Origin of the sequence: Pseudonocardia alaniniphila, from assembly GCF_022524485.1 — a bacterium.
Lineage (GTDB): Bacteria > Actinomycetota > Actinomycetes > Mycobacteriales > Pseudonocardiaceae > Pseudonocardia > Pseudonocardia alaniniphila.
Map to the genome: position 1 here is coordinate 89,206 of NZ_JAKXMK010000012.1, position 17,522 is coordinate 106,727.

The following is a 17,522-nucleotide window of genomic DNA, read 5'->3' on the forward strand; positions in this document are numbered from 1 at the left end:
GGCCGTGTCGCGACGCTGCCAGCTGACCGGTCGTGAACCCGGGTTCGGCAACTCGGTCTCGCACTCCCACCGGCGCACCCCGCGCCGATGGGATCCGAACATCCAGACCAAGCGCTACTGGTTCGCCGCCGAGAACCGGTTCGTCCGGCTGAAGCTCTCGACCGACGCCATCAGGACGATCGACCGGATCGGCGTCGAGGCGGCGGTGGCGAGGATCAGGGCGCGGGGGGAGAAGGTCTGATGGCGACCAAGGCCAAGATCGCTCGCAACGAGCGCCGCAAGGAGATCGTCGCCCGGCATGCGGCTCGCCGCGCCGAGCTCAAGGCGATCATCGTCAGGCCCGGCATTCCGGACGCCGAGCGTGCGGCGGCCCAGCGGGAGCTCGACCGGCAGCCGCGCGACGCGAGCGCCACTCGGGTGCGAAACCGTGACTCCGTGGACGGGCGGCCGCGGGGCTTCCTGCGCAAGTTCGGGGTGTCCCGGGTGCGGCTGCGCGAGCTCGCGCACGACGGCAGCCTGCCGGGGGTTCGCAAGTCCAGCTGGTGAGGGAACCCCTTTCCGGGGTCGCGGAGGCGGTGTGTAGCATTGTCCGCGGCCGTTCGGAGTGACCAACCGCGCGGTGTGCCGCCCCTTTAGCTCAGTCGGCAGAGCGTCTCCATGGTAAGGAGAAGGTCTACGGTTCGATTCCGTAAAGGGGCTCGGCGAGCTGGTGTGACCAGCTTCGCGAAGCGGTGTAGCTCAGTCGGTAGAGCAAGCGGCTCATAATCGCTGTGTCGCCGGTTCAAGTCCGGCCACCGCTACAGACCGACAAGAGGAACGCAGGAGGCACCCGCGATGGCCAAGGCCACCGACGTACGGCCGAAGATCACGCTGGCGTGCGAGCAGTGCAAGCACCGCAACTACATCACCAAGAAGAACCGGCGGAACGACCCCGACCGGCTCAGCATCAAGAAGTTCTGCCCGAACTGCGGCGTCCACCGCGAGCACCGCGAGACGCGCTGAGCGTGCCGGACGAGTCTTTCGTCGGGCGGGCACTGGCGCCAGGGGCTCCGTACCGCGTCGGCCGGGAGAAGATCAGGGAGTTCGCCCTCGCCATAGGCGAGGGCGCTTCTGTGTGTCACGACCTCCAGGCCGCGCAGGCAGCCGGATACCCCGACCTGGTCGCCCCACCGACGTTCCCCGTCACCTTCACGATGCCCGCGATCGAGGCGTTCCTTCGTGACCCCGCCTTCGGCTGGGACTACTCGCGCATGGTGCACGGCGACCAGTCGATCACGCTGCACCGTCCGATCCACGGCGGCGACGACCTCGTCACCACCATCCATGTCGAGGATCTCACCACACGCGGCGGTAGCCACATGCTGAAGTTGCGATGCGAGGTCGCCGACCTCGAAGGCGCCCCGGTGGCCACCACCCATGCGCTGCTCGTCACGCAGGCGGCCGGATCGTGAGCGACCTGAGCGATGTCTCCGTCGGCGACGAGCTACCGCCGCTGTCGGTGCGGGTCACCCGCGCCGACCTCGTGCGCTACGCCGGAGCCTCCGGCGATTTCAACCCGATCCACTGGAGCGACCGCGTAGCAGGCAGCGTCGGGCTGCCCGGCGTGATCGCCCACGGGATGCTGACCATGGCGCTCGCCGGCCGGGTGGTCACCGAGTGGGTGGGCGATCCGGGCGCGGTCGTCAGCTACGGGGTGCGCTTCACCCGGCCCGTGGTCGTGCCCGACGACGACGAGGGTGCCCTCGTCGAGCTGTCCGGCTCCGTCTCCGAGGTCACCACCGGCGCCGACGGCTGCCGTGTCGCCCGCGTCGCCGTCACGGCCCGGTTCGACGGCCGCACCGTGCTGAGCCGGGGCGTCGCCGAGGTCCGCCTTCCGCAGAAGTGATCCACCCCACAGTCGTGAGGTAACTCCCGAACCCTGGGGAACGGGCTCGCCACGGCGTACCCGTGGAATCGATGAATCCGATGAACGACGGCGGCGGGACCGAGCGCGTCCACCCCCTCCCGCCCGCAGCCGCCGACCGAGCCACCCACTCGTTCGACCTCGGTGCGCATGAGCAGCGCAGGCTCGCCGCGGTGCTCGCGGCCTCGCCGGACCTCGACGTCCTGGCCGTGCTGGAGTCGGAGGCACAGGCCCACCGCATGCTCTACAGCGATCTGGATGCGGAGCAGCAGGCGACGTACCGGCTGCTCGTCGAGGCCGGGGTGCTCGACGCCGGACTCGACGACAGCGGAGCGCGCGATGCGTGACGCCCAGGCGGACATCGCCCGCCGCGTCTGGACGACGTGCCCGCGCTGTGCCGACCAGGACGGATGCCCGAGCTGCGCGGCCGGCGGTACCTGCGAGGTGCACTGGCGTTTCCTGCTCGCCGCGGAGGGCAGGCGCCTGTTCGTGCAGTGCCCGGGCTGCCGGCACCGGTGGTGGCACGACACCGGCTTCGGTGCCGGCGACCGCCCGCGCGATCTCGATGCCCTGCCCGACTTCCCGGCGCCGGGCCGCGCGATCGTCTGAGCGCCCGCGCGGCCCGTGCGCAGGACTACTTCGCTTCGGCGAGCAGCGCGCCCATCCGCTCGACGCCGGTGCGCAGGTCGTCGTCGCCGAGCGCGTAGGACAGCCGGAAGAAGCCCGGGGTGCCGAAGGCCTCACCCGGCACCACCGCCACCTCGGCGTGCTCCAGCACGGCCGCCGCGAGATCGACGCTCGTCTGCGGACGTGCGCCCCGCAGCTCCTTGCCGAGGATCTCCTGCACCGACGCGTAGGCGTAGAAGGCGCCGCGCGGCGTCGGGCACTCCACGCCCGGGATCGCCCGCAGCAGGTCCACGATCGTGCGGCGGCGCCGGTCGAAGGCCGACCGCATCTCCGCCACGGCGTCGAGCGGACCCGAGACGGCCTCCAGCGCGGCCCGCTGCGCCACGTTGCAGACATTGGACGACAGGTGCGACTGCAGGTTCGTGGCGGCCTTGACCACGTCGGCGGGCCCGGCGAGCCAGCCGACCCGCCAGCCGGTCATCGCGTAGGTCTTGGCGACGCCGTTGAGCACCACACACGTGCTGGCCAGCTCGGGCACGACCACCGGCATGGAGAGCGCCTCGGCGCCGTCGTAGACGAGGTGCTCGTAGATCTCGTCGGTGACCACCCAGATGCCGTGCTCGACGGCCCAGCGGCCGACGGCCTCGGTGAGCTCACGGGACGCGACGGCACCCGTCGGGTTCGAGGGGGAGCACCACAGCAGCACCTTCGTGCGCGCCGTGCGCGCGGCCTCGAGCTGGTCGACGGACGGCAGGAAGTCGGCCTCCGGGCCGCAGACCACGGTGACCGGCACCCCACCGGCGAGCGTGATCGCCTCGGGGTAGGTGGTCCAGTAGGGCGCGGGAAGGAGCACCTCGTCGCCCGGGTCGAGCAGTGTGGCGAAGGCCTCGTACACAGCCTGCTTGCCACCGTTCGTGACGAGCACCTGAGCGGGGGCGATCTCGTAGCCCGAGTCACGCAGCGTCTTGGCGGCGATCGCCTCACGCAGCTCCGGAAGGCCGGATGCGGGGGTGTAGCGGTGGTTGCGCGGGTCGGCGCAGGCGGCCTGCGCCGCGGCCACGACAGCAGGCGGAGTGGGGAAGTCGGGCTCGCCCGCACCGAAGCCGATGACGGGGCGTCCGGCCGCCTTGAGGGCCTTGGCCTTCGCATCGACCGCCAGCGTGGCGGACTCGGCGATGCCTCCGATCCGCGCGGAGATCCGGGCAGGGGCGGTGGTCGTAGTGGCCATGGTTCGATACTTCCGCACGGCCGGAACGGTTGCCACGGTGGCCCGGGGTGTGCGGTTTCAGCCGCACCGAAGGGGTGCCGTACACTCGTTCTGCTGGGTGCGTCGTCACGCGATGCACCCCTCCGCATACGGGCCGACGGTCCATGTGTGGGGCTGGTTAAGGGGTGTAGCTCAATTGGCAGAGCAGCGGTCTCCAAAACCGCAGGTTGCAGGTTCAAGTCCTGTCGCCCCTGCCACTGTAGGAATGCTGGATCGGGTACGGGACGGGACAGCGACGGGAACTGACGGCGGTTCGGTTTAGGTCGGGCCGCACGCGAGCTGGAGGATGCGGGCGTGGCTGAGGAGCGCGAGGCGAGCGGCAGCGGGCAGGACCGCCCGAGCACCGCCGCCGACCGTCGTGGTCGGCGTTCCGGCCCTGCGCCCACGGGCGACAAGGGCCGCGCCACCGCAGTCCGCGACGGCCGCCCCGCCAAGATCTCGTTGCCCAAGCGGCTGGTCCGGTTCCTTCGCGAGGTGGTAGCCGAGCTGCGGAAGGTCATCTGGCCCACCCGCAAGCAGCTGGTCACCTACACGATCGTCGTACTCGTTTTCGTGTCGTTCATGGTCGCACTGGTGTGGCTGCTGGACTTGTTGTTCGCACAGGGCGTCATGCTCCTGTTCGGCACGTGACACGACCGGCACAGGCACAACAGGGACAAGGAAGCGAGACGCCGTGACCGAGCTGGCGAGGTCACCAATCACCGCGGCAGCGCCGGTCCGCTCGGCGTCGAGCGCTAGCGAGGAGCAGAAGTGACCTCCCAGGACGGTGGCCGCTGGCCGACCGACGTCGAGTCGGAGGCCGACCAGGTCGATACCGCAACCGACGCCGCCGACGACGACGTGGCCGACGACGAGACGCCGACCGTGGCCGATGACGCCACCACCTCGCTCGACGCCGACGACGACTCCGCCGATGACTCCGACTCGGCCGTCGACGCCGATGCAGCCGACGATGACGATGCCGACAATGTCGCCGAGGGCGGCGCGGCCACCAACGGAGAGGCCGCCGAGGCCGACCCCGTCGAGGAGATGCGCGCAGCGCTGCGGCGCGCGCCCGGTGACTGGTATGTCGTGCACTCCTACGCCGGCTACGAGAACAAGGTGAAGACCAACCTCGAGACGCGGGTGCAGACCCTCGACGTCGAGGACTACATCTTCCAGGTCGAGGTGCCCACCGAAGAGGTCACCGAGATCAAGAACGGGCAGCGCAAGCAGGTGCAGCGCAAGGTCCTGCCCGGCTACATCCTCGTGCGCATGGAGCTCAACGACCAGTCGTGGGGCGCCGTGCGCAACACCCCGGGCGTCACCGGGTTCGTCGGGGCCACTTCGCGGCCGTCCCCGCTCACGCACGACGAGGTCATCAAGTTCCTGCTGCCGAAGGTCGAGCCGAAGCAGGCCGCTTCCGCGGGTGGCAAGAGCGACGTCGCCGCCGGCGCCGGCAAGTCGGCCGTGGAGGTCGACTTCGAGGTCGGCGAGTCCGTCACGGTCATGGACGGCCCGTTCGCCACGCTGCCCGCCACGATCAACGAGGTCAACGTCGACGCCCAGAAGCTCAAGGTCCTCGTGTCCATCTTCGGTCGCGAGACCCCCGTCGAGCTGGCCTTCAGCCAGGTCTCGAAGATCTGACCACGCCGCGGTCGGCAGGTCCGCGGCGCGCACAACGACAACAGGGAATACGAGATGCCCCCCAAGAAGCGGAAGCTCTCCGCGATCATCAAGCTCCAGATCAAGGCGGGCGCGGCCACGCCCGCGCCGCCCGTCGGCCCGGCACTGGGTCAGCACGGCGTCAACATCATGGAGTTCTGCAAGGCGTACAACGCGGCCACGGAGTCGCAGCGGGGTGACATCGTCCCCGTTGAGATCTCGGTGTTCGAGGACCGCTCGTTCACCTTCGAGCTGAAGACCCCGCCCGCCGCTCGGCTGCTGCTCAAGGCCGCCGGTGTGGAGAAGGGCAGCGGCGAGCCGCACAAGACCAAGGTCGCCTCGGTCACCATGGACCAGGTGCGGCAGATCGCGCAGACGAAGATGCAGGACCTCAACGCCAAGGACATCGACCAGGCGGCGAAGATCATCGCCGGCACCGCGCGGTCGATGGGCATCACGGTCCAGAGCTGAAGCGTTCCACAAGCGTAAGCGTGGGAGAGCCGCGCGCGGCTCGTACCACGACCTGACCCGCGGCCGGTTCCGGTCGCAGAACGAGGACAGAGCAATGGCACAGCGCAGCAAGATCTACCGCCAGGCCGCCGAGAAGATCGACGCCGAGCGGCTCTACAGCCCGCTCGAGGCCGCCGGCTTGGCGAAGGAGACGGCCAGCACGAAGATGGACGCCACGGTCGAGGTCGCGATGCGACTCGGCGTCGACCCGCGCAAGGCCGACCAGATGGTCCGCGGCACCGTGAACCTGCCTCACGGCACCGGCAAGACGGCGCGCGTCATCGTGTTCGCCACCGGTGACAAGGCCGCTGAGGCCGAGGCCGCCGGCGCCGACGCGGTGGGCGCCGAGGACCTGATCGAGCGGATCCAGGGCGGCTGGCTGGAGTTCGACTCGGCGATCGCCACGCCCGACCAGATGGCCAAGGTCGGCCGCATCGCCCGCATCCTGGGCCCGCGTGGCCTGATGCCGAACCCGAAGACCGGCACCGTCACTCCGGACGTCACGAAGGCCATCCAGGACATCAAGGGTGGCAAGATCAACTTCCGGGTCGACAAGCAGGCCAACCTGCACCTCGTGATCGGCAAGGCCTCGTTCGACACCGAGAAGCTGGTGGAGAACTACGGCGCCGCCCTCGACGAGATCCTGCGGGCCAAGCCCTCGGCCGCCAAGGGTCGCTACGTCAAGAAGGTTACGATCTCCACCACCACCGGCCCCGGCATCCCGGTGGACCCCAACCGCACGCGCAACCTGCTGGTGGACGAGACCCCCACCGCCTGAGCGCACCTGCCCGACGCACCCCGTCGCCCACTGGGCGGCGGGGTGCCGTCGTCTGGCACGGTCGGCGCCACCGCGGCCGTACTCGGTTGGTTATCGGCAGTTGGTGCCCGGGCGAGCTGGCTGTCCCCGAACAATGATCATCCGGTGGTGGTCGGCGGCCACCTGGTCATGATCAGCGGTTGGGGCCCGGCAACCGGGTTATCCGCAGCTGCGCGTCCCCAAGTGGTGATCATGCTGGCGCGGGCGGTGGTGGCCCGGTCGGCGAGTGGCGGCTCGGGATCAGGGAGCCGGGTCTGCGGCAGATGGCGCCGGGAGAGTGAGCGGGTGCGTCGGTGGCCGGTCCTTGATCAGCGTGTCGGGCCGGGGGACGGTGCTATTTGCGCCTCCGGTGGTGGTCGGCGGCTGGCTGGTCATGATCAGCGGTTGGGGGCCGGCAACCGGGTTATCCGCAGCTGCGCGTCCCCAAGTGGTGATCATGGTGGCGCGGGCGGTGGTGGCCCGGTCGGCGAGTGGCGGCTCGGGATCAGGGAGCCGCGTCTGCGGTAGATGGCGCCGGGAGCGAGGGCGTGCTCCGGTGGCCGGTCCATGATCAGCGCTTGGGGCCGGGCGGCCGTGCTATCCGCGGCCGGCAGTTCCCAAGTAACGATCACCGGCGGCACATGCCGGCGGGTCGCTCATGATCAACCTTTCGGGCCTGACAACCGTGCTATCTGCAGCCGGTTGGCCGTGATCAGCAGATCGGCCGCGCAATCCATGCCATCCGCAGCCGGCCGGCGGCCGGTCCCGTCGGCGCCTGCGCCCTACGACCAATCGGCCAGGACCTGGTCGAGGTCCTCCGGCTCCCGAGCCGGGCCCGGCAGCTGTGTGGTGGTGCGGGAGAACCGGGGGGCCGGTGCGGCCTGGGGCACGCCCTCGTTCTCGACGACCGTGTGGCGGGCGGCGACGTGCGGGTGGGTGGCGACCTCGCCGAAGGCCAGAACCGGGGTGACGCAGGCGTCCGTGTCGGCGAAAACTGCGGCCCACTCGTCGCGGGTGCGCATCGCGAAGGTCTCGGTGAACCGGGCCCGAAGCTCCGGCCAGCTGTCACGGTCGTACTGCTGGGGAAGCCCTGCGTCGGCCAGCCCGAGCCCGGCCACGAGGGCCGCGTAGAACTGCGGTTCGAGGGCACCCACCGCGACATGCCCACCGTCGGCGCAGGTGTAGGTGTCGTAGAAGGGGGCGTGGCCGTCGAGCAGGTTGGCGCCTCGCTCGTCCGTCCATGCCTTCTGCGCGAGGAAGCCCCAGACCATCTGGACGAGTAGCGACGCGCCGTCGACCATCGCGGCGTCGACCACCTGTCCCTGCCCCGATCGCTGTGCCTCCCAGAGCGCCGCGAGGACGCCGACGACCAGCAGCATCGATCCGCCACCGAAGTCGCCCACGAGGTTCAGCGGCGGCACGGGCCGCTCCCCGGGCCGGCCGATGGCGTGCAGCGCCCCGGTCAGCGAGATGTAGTTGATGTCGTGGCCTGCTCGTGCTGAGAGCGGGCCGTCCTGGCCCCAGCCGGTCATCCGCCCGTAGATCAGCCGCGGGTTGCGGGCGTGGCACTGCCCCGGGCCGACGCCCAGCCGCTCGGTGACGCCCGGCCGGTAGCCCTCCAGCAGCACGTCCGCGTGCTCGACGAGGCGCAGCACCGTCTCCCGTCCCGCCTCGTCCTTCAGATCGGCCACCACGCGGCGACGACCGCGCTGCGTGGGGTCCGGCACATCGGGGGAGCCGAGCTTCAGGCCGCCGGAGGCCCGGTCGATGCGCACGACGTCGGCTCCGAGGTCGGCGAGGATCATCGCGGCGTGCGGGCCCGGACCGATCCCGGCCAGCTCCACGACCTTGAGCCCGGCCAGCGGCCCGGTACGTGCCTCGGCCCCGTGCGTCATCCGGCCCTCCATCCGTTCGCTGCGGCCACCTTCGCGCTCACCTTACGGTCGATGTTGACCGTTTCGTAGCTGTGATCACGCCACCGCGACGGGGTCGACATCCGTTGTGGGCCCGACGTGATCGAGACCGCGCCAGGCGGCGACGAGCAGTTCCAGCGCGGTGTCCATCCGGTCTCGCCGCAGTGTGTACGGCATCCGCAGATGACGTTCGAAAGCGCCGTCCAGGCCGAATCGGGGCCCGGCGGCGAGCAGCACGTCGTGGCGTCTGGCGGCCACCGTCAGCCGGCTGGAGACGGCCTCGTCGAGATCGACCCAGAGGCTCAACCCGCCGCGGGGCCGCGACGGTCGCCACCGGGGGAAGGCCTCGGTGAGGCGCCCGAGCAGGTGGTCGCGCGCGGCGGTGAGCTCGGCCCGCCGGGCCGCGCTGATCGCGTCGACGTCGGCCATCAGGCGCGCGGCGACCAACTGCTCTAGCACCGGACTGCCCAGGTCGACGGATGCCCGCACAGCGGCGAGCCGGCGCACCATCGCGGCCGAGCTCCGGATCCAGCCGACCCGGAGGCCGCCCCAGAAGACCTTGCTCGCCGAACCGATCGTGAGTACGAGGGGTGAGTCGGCGGCGCCGTAGGCGGCGACGGGGCGCACCGACGGTCCGTCCAGGCCCAGTTCGGCCAGCGTCTCGTCGACGATGAGCGGGGTGCTGGTGCGGCGGGCGAGGTCGGCGAGCCGCTCGCGGCCGGCGTTGTCGAGCAGGGCGCCGGTGGGGTTCTGGAAGTCGGGGATGAGGTAGGCCAGGCGGGGCACGACGTCGCGGATCACGCCCGTTAGCAGGTCGAGGTCCCAGCTGCCGGTGCCGTCCGCATGCGGGCCCATCGGTACCGGCACGGCACGGGCACCGCGCGCGGCGACGGCGTCGAGTGCGTTGGGGTACGTCGGGTGTTCCACCAGCACGCGGTCGCCCGGACCGGCCAGCGCCGTGAGAGCGAGCAGGATCGCGTTCTGCGCACCGCTCGTGACCAGTATTTGTTCGGGGCTCGTCGGCACGCCGCGCGCGGTGAAGCGGTCGGCCACGGTGGCGCGCAGCGCGTGCAGCCCGAGCAGTTCGTAGCCGTGGCCGCCCAGGTGTGCGTCGAGATCGTGGACGGCCGCGGCTGCGGCGGCGCGAAGGTTCGGCGACGGCGCGGGCAGAGCGGCGTGTGCGAGGTCGAACAGTGACCGGTCGCCATGGGGGGAGAACGGCGACGCGCGCACGGCACCGGGGGCCTCGGCCGGGAGCTGTGTCCAGCTCCCCGCGCCGCGCCTGCTGCGAAGTACGCCGGCGTCGCGGAGCACGTCGTAGCAGGTGGCAACGGTGGTGCGGCTCACCGCGAGGGCCGTGGCCAGCTCGCGCTCGGCCGGAACACGCGTCTGCAACGGGAGCCGGCCGTCGAGGACGAGGAGCCGGATCCGGTCGGCGAGGGCGCCGGCGAGGCGCCTGCCATCGGGCGGGCGCCAGTCGCCGAGCAGCCGCGCGAAGCTGCGTGCTCCGATCCGGCGTTCGACGTCGTCCCGGTCCACGCAAGCCACCTCCGCAGAATTGGCCATTTATAGGCAGGCCAATCCTAGACAGGCTTCAGCCATGGACACGCCGGTCTGGTTACTGCCCGTCGTCCTCGTCGCGATCGCGGTCGCCGCCCCGCGCTACGGCGTGGACAGCAGGTTGCCCGCTCCGGGCGAGCTCGCTGCTCCCCGGTCACGCCACCGGGTGCGCGACGACGTCGCTGCTCTGCTCCGCGCCTGCCTTCAGCTCGTGCGCTCCTACAGACCAAGCGCGTAGACCTGCGCCGGTCGAGGGCCGATCACGCGTCGAGCAGGTCGGCCCGACCGGCTTCCTGGAGATGGGCGCGGTAGGGACCGAACATGCCCTTCGCCAGCGGGAGCACCTTGAGCAGCTTCGCGACCGGTCCCTTGGCCCGCACCTCGCCCTTCGCCAGCGCCACGGGGAGGACCACCTTGCCGAGCCAGAACCGGTTGCCCGTGTCGGCTGTCATGAAGAGCTCGACGTTCGGCTCCGGCCCCGTGCCCGCTCCCTCGTGGATCTCGGAGTTCGGCATGTCCACCGTGATCACCGCCTGCGGGTCGGAGTACGTGATCCGAAGGACCACCCCTGACGGACGCAGCTTCTCCACCAACTCGTGGTCCATCATTCCCCGGCGGAAGATCCCGCCGAGGAACTCGTAGACCTCGGCCTCGTCGCGGAACGCCGTCACGTCGCAGCCCCTCTCGATCGTCGTTCGATCGGCGCAGTCTCGCGGATGGCGTGGCGGAGCACGACCCGGCTTCCGGGCCACGTCCGGCCCGGGCGGGCCAGAGGGTCAGGTGCAGACGGAGATGAGAGCCCGGTCGAACGCCTGGACGTGGAGCGCGTCGAAGTGGTTCGCGCGGCTGACGCTGCGCTCCGTGGACTGCAGGTGGGCTTTGCAGTCGGAGGCGCTGCGGGCGGTCTTCGTCGCCGCCAGGTCGCGGATGAGATCGCCCGTGATCGTGTCGAGCTGGGTGCGGAGCTTGGTCAGGTCCGCTTTGATCTTGGGGATCTCGTTCGGGAGCGCGGTCCATCGGGAGTAGAGGCCGTACTGAACGACCTTGTTGGCCTGGATCTGGTCGCTGAATATCTTCCGGGTGGCGTTCGGATCCAGCCCCTGCTTGGTCGCCATCGCTGCGGCGGAATCGAGTTCGGTCTTTTCCCGCGCCGGGTCGTCCACCGGCGACGGCGTGCCGTACTTCGCGGTGGAGACCGAGTCGGCCGTCTTCAGCCGCTGCGCGAGCAGGTTGACCAGCGACTCCAGCGAGTCGCTAGGTGCGGTGGCGTGCTGGGCGGACGGGACGGCCGGTGCCGACGTGGCGGCGTTCGCCGTGCCGGCGGCCACGAGGGCCAGTGAAAAGGGAGCGACAGCAGCTACCACGATGAAATTCCGCACATGCTTTCTCACCTGTCAATCATCGGTGAGTGCTCGATGTGCGGCAAGTCCGCGGAACGCGGCGTGAAACGCGGCGGACAGCTTCTCGAAAATTGTGCTGTTCGTGCCGGATGCGCCAAATTTGTGTCGTGTTCAGCGGCGGATTCGGTCGTTGTCGTCCAGCAGGCCGTAGCGGCCGGCGAGGGCTGCCGCTTCGATCCGGTTCGCCGCGCCGAGCTTGTGCAGCAGAGCGGCGATCATCCGCTTGGCCGTGCGCTCGCTCACGAGCATCGGCTTGGCGATCTCCGCGGTCTCCAGGCCGCGAGCCAGCAACTCCCACAGCTGCAGGTCCCGGCGGTCCAGACGGTCGAGGAGCCCGTCGCCTGCCCGGTCGCCCGCCGCGAGCAGGGCGTCGAGCAGGTCGGCCGGCAGCACACGCACTCCCGCGGCGATCGTCAGCAGCGGTGCGACGAGCACTTCGGGATCGGCCGACTTGCCGAGGAAACCGGTGGCCCCCGCCCGCAGCGCGGCCGCCGCGAGCCCCATGTCCTCGGTGCCCGAGAGCGCGAGCACCCTGGTCGCGGGGTACGCCGCCGTCAGACGGCGGATGGTCGCCACGCCGCCGAGCGGGGGCAGCGCGAGGTCGACGATCGCGATGTCGGCCGCCTCCCGCCCCACCAGGGCCACCGCCTCCTCACCGGCGGTGGTCGATCCGGCCACGACGAACGCATCGCCTGCGCGCGACTCCAGCAGCAGTGCCAACCCCTGCGAGAACAGGGCGTGGTCGTCGACGATGACCACGACGTACCGGCCGTCGCGCACGGCGCCGGATCCTAGTGCCGCGGAAACGCGCGCCTCGCGGCGTTGTCGTTCGGCGCCGATACAACAGTGGTATCGGCGCCTCCTCCGCCTTGCGATTGCCCGGGTGCGGGTGTCCCGCGGGGCACTGCGTCTGGACACCGGATCGGGCAAGGAACCCCGTTTCCGCGACACGAGTGCGCGCAAACCGCACAAGGTGTCCATCCTCGGATCCGCCCGGTCCAGCGCCTCGTACGGCCGCCGTGATGTGGGAGATGCTGGCGCCGTGCACATGGACGGCGCCGTCCGCGCCCTGTCGTCGGTCGAGGAGCGCATCACCGTCCTCATCCGCCTGCTGGTCGTCTGTTCGGTGGGGCTGGCGGTCGTCCTCGGCCCGGAGCTCGCCCGCGGGCATGCGGTGACGCTCGGGGTGCTCGTGCTGGCGGCGCTGGGCTACGCGACCGGACTCGCGGTGGCCGAATGGCGCGGACGGCAGCTGTTGCCGGCGTGGCTGACGACGTCGGTGGACGCGGTGCTGACGCTGGTCGCCTGCGCGCTGACCGGCGGGGCCACCAGCATCATGGTCGCGATTCTGCCGCTGGTCGTCATCGCCGCGTCGTTGCGTGGCGGGGCGGTGATCGGCAGGTTCGCGGCGCTGGGGGTCGGCGTCGCGTTCACGGTGTGCTCGGTTCTCGGGTCGGACGCAGGCGTTGCCCTCATCGACCGGCTGCTCGCCGGGGCGTGGTGGACGGGCTATCTGGTCGCCGCCGCGGTGTTGGTCGGCGTGTTGTTGCGCATGCTGGAGCGCCAGTTCGCCGCAGCCGCGGTGTCCCGTGCCAGGGCGCTCGCCGAGCACGAGGCCTTCCTGGAGGAGCGTGATCTGCGGGCCCGGTTGCTCGCCGCCCAGGAGGCGCGGATGGACGGCGTGCGTGTCGTCCTGCACGAGTTCCGTACGCCCGTCGCCTCGCTCACCGCGCTGACGGCCGACCTCGCCGCCGACCGGCTCACCGGGGAAGCCCGGCAGACAGCGACCCGGCTGCTGGCCGAGCACGCCGTGCACCTGCGCGACATGCTCGACGGGCTCGCTGACGTCGCCGTGCGGGAGGGCTCGCCGCTCGGGAGGGTGCGGGAGCGGCCGGTCCGCCTGGGCGAGCTCGCCGAGGCCGTGCTGGACGCGGCGGGAGTGGAACCGGCGCGGCGGTCGGCACAGGTGTCGCCGCCGGACGCGGTGGTCCGGTGTGACCCGCAGCGGCTGCGCCGGGTGCTCACCAACCTGGTGGAGAACGCCGCCCGGCACAGCGGTGAGGCGGTCGTCGAGCTGGAGCTGAGGCACGCGGACGGCCGGCTGGTGGCCGAGGTGCGCGACCGCGGTCCGGGCCTCCCTCCCGGCCAGGAGGGCATGGTGACGGCGAAGGGCGTCGCACTCGGGGATCGGCGGGGCACCGCGGGTATCGGGCTGTGGATCGTCGAGGCGCTGGTGGCGGCGATGGACGGCGAGCTGCACCTGCTGCCCCGGGACGGCGGTGGCCTGGTGGCCCACCTGGAGCTCCCTCTCCCCGTGACGTGACAGCTGGCACCCATGGGCCACTACAGGAACCCGCGGCCCCCTGCGTCCGGTCGTGATCCACGACATGCTGATCGCCATGAAGACCACGGCGGCTGTGATCCGGGAGCTCGGCGGAAAGTGGGAGGTCGAGGAGGTCGAGCTCGATCCACCGGGCCCCGGCGAGGTGCTGGTGGAACTGGTCGCGAGCGGGCTGTGCCACTCCGACGAACACCTGGTCACGGGCGACCTGCCCATCGCCTTCCCGATGATCGGGGGGCACGAGGGAGCCGGGCGCGTCCTCCAGGTCGGGCAGGGGGTCACGGAGGTGGAGACCGGCGACCCGATCGTGATGACGTTCCTGCCGTCGTGCGGCCGATGCAGCTACTGCGTGCGCGGCTACACCTCCCTGTGCAACGACGGCGCAGGCTCGATGCTCGGCCCGCAGCTCGACGGCACCTACCGCTTCCACGGCGAAGGCGGCGAGGACATCGGGCAGATGTGCCTGCTCGGCACGTTCGCGCGGCACACCGTGGTGCCGGTCAAGTCGGTCGTGAAGATCGACGAGGGCATCCCGCTGGAGCTGGCCGCGCTCGTCGGTTGTGGGGTCACCACGGGCGTCGGCTCGGCGATCCGGACGGCCGACCTGCGGGTCGGTGACACGGCCGTCGTCATCGGCGTCGGCGGGATCGGCGCCAACGCGGTGCAGGGCGCGAAGCTGGCGGGCTGCCGGTACGTGATGGCCGTCGACCCCGTGGAGTTCAAGCGCGAGAAGGCGCTGGAGCTGGGGGCCACTCACGTGGCCGCCGATATGGACGAGGCGTGGGCCACGGTCTCCGAGCTCACCCGTGGCCAGCTCGCCGACGCCGCCATCCTGACCACCGACGTGGCCGAGGGCAGCTACCTGCAGCCCGCGCTGCAGCTCGTCGGCAAGCGGGGCCGGGTGGTCGTCACGGCGCTCGGTCATCCCGACGAGGACACGGCCAAGCTCTCGCTGCTGGAGCTCACGCTCTACGAGAAGCAGATCCGGGGCGCCCTGTACGGCAGCTCCAGCGCCCAGCACGACGTGCCGCGGCTGCTCGAGCTGCACCGGCTCGGCCAGCTGAAGCTCGAGGAGCTCGTGACCAGGACCTATCCGCTGGAAGAGATCAACACGGGCTACCAGGACATGCGCGAGGGCCGCAACATCCGCGGCGTCATCCGGTACTGAGCAGACCACTGCAGCAAAGGAGCGAGACGGTGACCGAGAAGCGATCGATCGAGCACGGCAGGCGCACCGGGTTCGCGACCCTGCAGCGCGGGGGGCTGAACTTCGACTCCCTGCCGATGCGGCTGTTCAGCAAGGGCAATGCCCGGCACTGGAACCCCGCGGACATCGACTTCACGCAGGACGCGCGTGACATCGCCGAGATGACCGAGCACGAGCGCTGGTGGACCTGCTCGCTCGCCACGCAGTTCATGGCGGGCGAGGAGTCGGTCACCCAGGACCTGCAGCCGTTCGTGGCGGCGATGGCGGCCGAGGGCCGTATCGCGGACGAGATGTACCTGACGCAGTTCGTGTTCGAGGAGGCCCGGCACACCGAGGCGTTCCGCCGGTGGTTCGACGCCGTCGGGCTCACCGAGGATCTGCACTCCTACATCGAGACGAACCCCCACTACATGGAGATCTTCACCCGGCAGCTGCCGGACAGCCTGTACGCGCTCGCGGCCGATCCGTCGCCGCGCAACCAGATCCGCGCTTCGGTCACCTACAACCACATCGTCGAGGGCACGCTCGCGCTCACCGGCTACTTCACGTGGGCGAAGGTGTGCTCGAGCCGCGGGATCCTGCCCGGCATGCAGCAGGTCATCAAGCTCATCGGCGACGACGAGCGCCGCCACATGGCGTGGGGGACGTTCACCTGCCGCCGCCACGTCGCCGCCGACGACAGCCTCTGGGACGTCGTCGACGAGCGGATGCAGGAGCTGCTGGTGCCCGCGATGGGCGTGGTGACCCACACCTTCGAGGAGTTCGAGGGCGAGGAGCCGCCGTTCTCGGTGGACCTCGACGAGCTGGCCGAGTACGCGATGGACAAGGTCGGGCGCAGGCTCGGTGCCATCGAGTCGGCACGGGGTGCGGACGTGCGCTCGATCGACGTCGACGCCTCTCCTGAGCAGCTCGAGGAGCGGTTCCACGCCGAGGATCTGGCGCTGCTCCCCGTCCCCGTGGCATGACACACCGCGATCGGGCTACTGCGGTTGGTGGTGGATGAGCGTCCATCCGGGGTAACCTCGCGGCGTTCTATGACCGGTGAGTAACCGAGATCACCAGGCCTCGTTGACCCTTTCGTGGGCAGCCGGCCGGTCCGCGCACATCGGCCGGCCGGCTCCCGACGAGAAGGTTCAGGAGGCACCGGTGGCTGGCGTCGAAGTCAAGGTGGAAGGGCTCTCGAAGTCCTTCGGCCGCGCCAACATCTGGTCCGACGTGTCGCTGACGCTGCCGCCCGGCGAGGTGTCGGTGCTGCTCGGGCCGTCCGGCACCGGCAAGTCGGTGTTCCTCAAGACCCTCATCGGGCTGCTGAAGCCCGAGCACGGATCGATCGTCATCCACGGCACCGATCTCGTGCGCTGCTCCGAATCGCGCCTCTACGAGCTGCGCAAGCTGTTCGGCGTGCTGTTCCAGGACGGCGCGCTGTTCGGCTCGATGAACCTTTACGACAACATCGCGTTCCCGCTCCGCGAGCACACGAAGAAGTCGGAGTCGGAGATCCGGCACATCGTCGCGGAGAAGATGGCGATGGTCGGCCTCACCGGTGACGAGCGGAAGCTACCCGGTGAGATCTCCGGGGGGATGCGCAAGCGGGCGGGCCTGGCCCGAGCGCTGGTGCTCGACCCGGAGATCATCCTGTTCGACGAGCCGGACTCCGGTCTCGATCCCGTGCGCACGGCCTACCTGAACCAGCTGATCATCGACCTGAACGCGCAGACGGACGCGACGTTCCTGATCGTCACGCACGACATCAACACCGCGCAGACGGTGCCGGACAACATCGGGATGCTCTACCGCAAGCACCTGGCGATGTTCGGGCCGCGCGAGGTGCTGCTGACGTCGGAGGAGCCGGTCGTCGCCCAGTTCCTGAACGGGCGCAGGCAGGGGCCGATCGGCATGTCGGAGGAGAAGGACACCGCGCAGGCCGCCCGGGAGATGCAGGAGGCGGGGGAGCTCGCGGGGCTGCCGCCCATGAAGCCGCAGCTGCAGCCGAGCCCGGGTGTGGGGGAGCGCAAGGCCGTCGGTCGTCGCCGCGCGCGTGTGCAACAGATGCTGCACACGCTGCCTGCCGCGGCCCAGCAGGCGATCCGGGAGAACTACGCCCACGACCCGCTGCCCGACCCCCGGCCCGTCGAACCGCCCCTGCAGGCGCCACCGCCGAGAACGGGCTGGCGATGGCGCTCGCGCGGCCCGGTGCCGGGCTACCCGCCCCGGGCGCCGGGGTACGGCCCGGACGCCGACGGCTTCGACACCTTCGACCCCGGCTACGTCAGCGATCCCGATCGTGATCCGCGGCCGGGACCTGACGGACCACCACCCCCTCCGCCCGGTCCCGGCCGGCACCGGCCCTGAGA

At 70.7% G+C, this 17,522-nt stretch carries 22 protein-coding genes and 3 tRNA genes; 19 read left to right on the forward strand and 6 right to left on the reverse strand.

All coding sequences use genetic code 11. The annotated features are described in order from the left end of the window. Window positions 1-4 precede the first annotated feature (4 nt). The 9 genes from rpmB to MMF94_RS15605 all read left to right on the forward strand — a co-directional run bounded on the left by rpmB (window position 5) and on the right by MMF94_RS15605 (window position 2,512). A complete protein-coding gene (gene rpmB, locus MMF94_RS15565) occupies window positions 5-241 on the forward strand; it encodes a 50S ribosomal protein L28 (protein WP_241037299.1) in 237 nt (78 codons plus the stop codon). Then, window positions 241-546, forward strand: a complete 306-nt coding sequence (gene rpsN / locus MMF94_RS15570) for a 30S ribosomal protein S14 (RefSeq protein WP_241037300.1) — start codon at window positions 241-243, stop codon at window positions 544-546. The genes rpmB and rpsN overlap by 1 nt, the downstream gene beginning before the upstream one ends. Before the next feature lie 80 nt (window positions 547-626). After that, window positions 627-699: transfer RNA gene (locus MMF94_RS15575), tRNA-Thr, on the forward strand. A 28-nt stretch (window positions 700-727) separates the two neighbouring features. Further along, window positions 728-800: transfer RNA gene (locus MMF94_RS15580), tRNA-Met, on the forward strand. 34 nt (window positions 801-834) lie between these two features. Further along, the gene (rpmG, locus tag MMF94_RS15585) at window positions 835-1,002 is read left to right on the forward strand and encodes a 50S ribosomal protein L33 (protein ID WP_241037302.1); all 168 of its coding nucleotides are present in this window, start codon (window positions 835-837) and stop codon (window positions 1,000-1,002) included. Window positions 1,003-1,004: 2 nt separating this feature from the next. Next, window positions 1,005-1,451, forward strand: a complete 447-nt coding sequence (locus tag MMF94_RS15590; RefSeq protein WP_241037303.1) for an FAS1-like dehydratase domain-containing protein — start codon at window positions 1,005-1,007, stop codon at window positions 1,449-1,451. Further along, a complete protein-coding gene (locus MMF94_RS15595) occupies window positions 1,448-1,885 on the forward strand; it encodes a MaoC/PaaZ C-terminal domain-containing protein (protein WP_379660382.1) in 438 nt (145 codons plus the stop codon). The genes MMF94_RS15590 and MMF94_RS15595 overlap by 4 nt, the downstream gene beginning before the upstream one ends. 71 nt (window positions 1,886-1,956) lie before the next feature. Further along, complete coding sequence (locus MMF94_RS15600; protein ID WP_241037304.1) at window positions 1,957-2,250, forward strand: DUF6400 family protein; 294 nt, start codon at window positions 1,957-1,959, stop codon at window positions 2,248-2,250. Beyond that, the gene (locus MMF94_RS15605) at window positions 2,243-2,512 is read left to right on the forward strand and encodes a hypothetical protein (protein ID WP_241037306.1); all 270 of its coding nucleotides are present in this window, start codon (window positions 2,243-2,245) and stop codon (window positions 2,510-2,512) included. Before MMF94_RS15600 ends, MMF94_RS15605 begins: the two co-directional genes overlap by 8 nt. Before the next feature lie 25 nt (window positions 2,513-2,537). Here the strand turns inward: MMF94_RS15605 and MMF94_RS15610 are convergent, their stop codons facing one another. Then, the gene (locus tag MMF94_RS15610; RefSeq protein ID WP_241037308.1) at window positions 2,538-3,758 is read right to left on the reverse strand and encodes a pyridoxal phosphate-dependent aminotransferase; all 1,221 of its coding nucleotides are present in this window, start codon (window positions 3,756-3,758) and stop codon (window positions 2,538-2,540) included. A gap of 160 nt (window positions 3,759-3,918) precedes the next feature. Between MMF94_RS15610 and MMF94_RS15615 the strand changes: the two genes are divergently transcribed. From MMF94_RS15615 to rplA, 5 genes are all read left to right on the forward strand, one after another. Then, window positions 3,919-3,994, forward strand: a tRNA-Trp gene (locus tag MMF94_RS15615). A gap of 97 nt (window positions 3,995-4,091) precedes the next feature. Next, window positions 4,092-4,427 carry a preprotein translocase subunit SecE gene (secE, locus tag MMF94_RS15620; RefSeq protein ID WP_241037309.1) on the forward strand — a complete coding sequence of 112 codons (336 nt, stop codon included), beginning with the start codon at window positions 4,092-4,094 and terminating at the stop codon, window positions 4,425-4,427. A gap of 120 nt (window positions 4,428-4,547) precedes the next feature. Beyond that, window positions 4,548-5,423, forward strand: a complete 876-nt coding sequence (gene nusG / locus MMF94_RS15625; protein ID WP_379660383.1) for a transcription termination/antitermination protein NusG — start codon at window positions 4,548-4,550, stop codon at window positions 5,421-5,423. A 54-nt stretch (window positions 5,424-5,477) separates the two neighbouring features. Continuing rightward, entirely contained in the window at window positions 5,478-5,912 is a 435-nt protein-coding gene (gene rplK, locus MMF94_RS15630; RefSeq protein ID WP_241037311.1) for a 50S ribosomal protein L11, read from the forward strand. Window positions 5,913-6,006: 94 nt separating this feature from the next. Further along, complete coding sequence (gene rplA / locus MMF94_RS15635; protein ID WP_241037312.1) at window positions 6,007-6,729, forward strand: 50S ribosomal protein L1; 723 nt, start codon at window positions 6,007-6,009, stop codon at window positions 6,727-6,729. A gap of 800 nt (window positions 6,730-7,529) precedes the next feature. Here the strand turns inward: rplA and MMF94_RS15640 are convergent. Continuing rightward, the gene (locus MMF94_RS15640) at window positions 7,530-8,642 is read right to left on the reverse strand and encodes a CaiB/BaiF CoA transferase family protein (RefSeq protein ID WP_241037313.1); all 1,113 of its coding nucleotides are present in this window, start codon (window positions 8,640-8,642) and stop codon (window positions 7,530-7,532) included. A gap of 75 nt (window positions 8,643-8,717) precedes the next feature. After that, on the reverse strand, window positions 8,718-10,199 hold the full coding sequence (yczR, locus tag MMF94_RS15645; RefSeq protein ID WP_241037315.1) for a MocR-like transcription factor YczR: 1,482 nt from the start codon (window positions 10,197-10,199) through the stop codon (window positions 8,718-8,720). 61 nt (window positions 10,200-10,260) lie between these two features. Between yczR and MMF94_RS15650 the strand changes: the two genes are divergently transcribed. Then, a complete protein-coding gene (locus MMF94_RS15650) occupies window positions 10,261-10,458 on the forward strand; it encodes a hypothetical protein (RefSeq protein WP_241037317.1) in 198 nt (65 codons plus the stop codon). 22 nt (window positions 10,459-10,480) lie between these two features. On the opposite strand, the gene MMF94_RS15655 is transcribed toward MMF94_RS15650, so the two are convergent. From MMF94_RS15655 to MMF94_RS15665, 3 genes are all read right to left on the reverse strand, one after another. After that, on the reverse strand, window positions 10,481-10,891 hold the full coding sequence (locus MMF94_RS15655) for a sterol carrier protein (RefSeq protein ID WP_241037320.1): 411 nt from the start codon (window positions 10,889-10,891) through the stop codon (window positions 10,481-10,483). Between the two features lie 105 nt (window positions 10,892-10,996). Next, window positions 10,997-11,611 carry a chorismate mutase gene (locus tag MMF94_RS15660; RefSeq protein WP_241037321.1) on the reverse strand — a complete coding sequence of 205 codons (615 nt, stop codon included), beginning with the start codon at window positions 11,609-11,611 and terminating at the stop codon, window positions 10,997-10,999. A gap of 120 nt (window positions 11,612-11,731) precedes the next feature. Continuing rightward, window positions 11,732-12,400: a response regulator transcription factor gene (locus tag MMF94_RS15665; protein WP_241037325.1), complete on the reverse strand. Its 669-nt coding sequence runs from the start codon at window positions 12,398-12,400 to the stop codon at window positions 11,732-11,734. Between the two features lie 268 nt (window positions 12,401-12,668). Between MMF94_RS15665 and MMF94_RS15670 the strand changes: the two genes are divergently transcribed. The 4 genes from MMF94_RS15670 to MMF94_RS15685 all read left to right on the forward strand — a co-directional run bounded on the left by MMF94_RS15670 (window position 12,669) and on the right by MMF94_RS15685 (window position 17,520). After that, window positions 12,669-13,943 carry a sensor histidine kinase gene (locus MMF94_RS15670; RefSeq protein ID WP_241037565.1) on the forward strand — a complete coding sequence of 425 codons (1,275 nt, stop codon included), beginning with the start codon at window positions 12,669-12,671 and terminating at the stop codon, window positions 13,941-13,943. A 76-nt stretch (window positions 13,944-14,019) separates the two neighbouring features. Then, a complete protein-coding gene (locus tag MMF94_RS15675; RefSeq protein WP_241037327.1) occupies window positions 14,020-15,129 on the forward strand; it encodes an NDMA-dependent alcohol dehydrogenase in 1,110 nt (369 codons plus the stop codon). Window positions 15,130-15,158: 29 nt separating this feature from the next. Next, on the forward strand, window positions 15,159-16,133 hold the full coding sequence (locus tag MMF94_RS15680) for a R2-like ligand-binding oxidase (protein WP_241037328.1): 975 nt from the start codon (window positions 15,159-15,161) through the stop codon (window positions 16,131-16,133). Between the two features lie 181 nt (window positions 16,134-16,314). After that, window positions 16,315-17,520, forward strand: coding sequence for an ABC transporter ATP-binding protein (locus MMF94_RS15685; protein WP_241037330.1), 1,206 nt, complete (start codon window positions 16,315-16,317; stop codon window positions 17,518-17,520). Window positions 17,521-17,522: the final 2 nt, after the last annotated feature.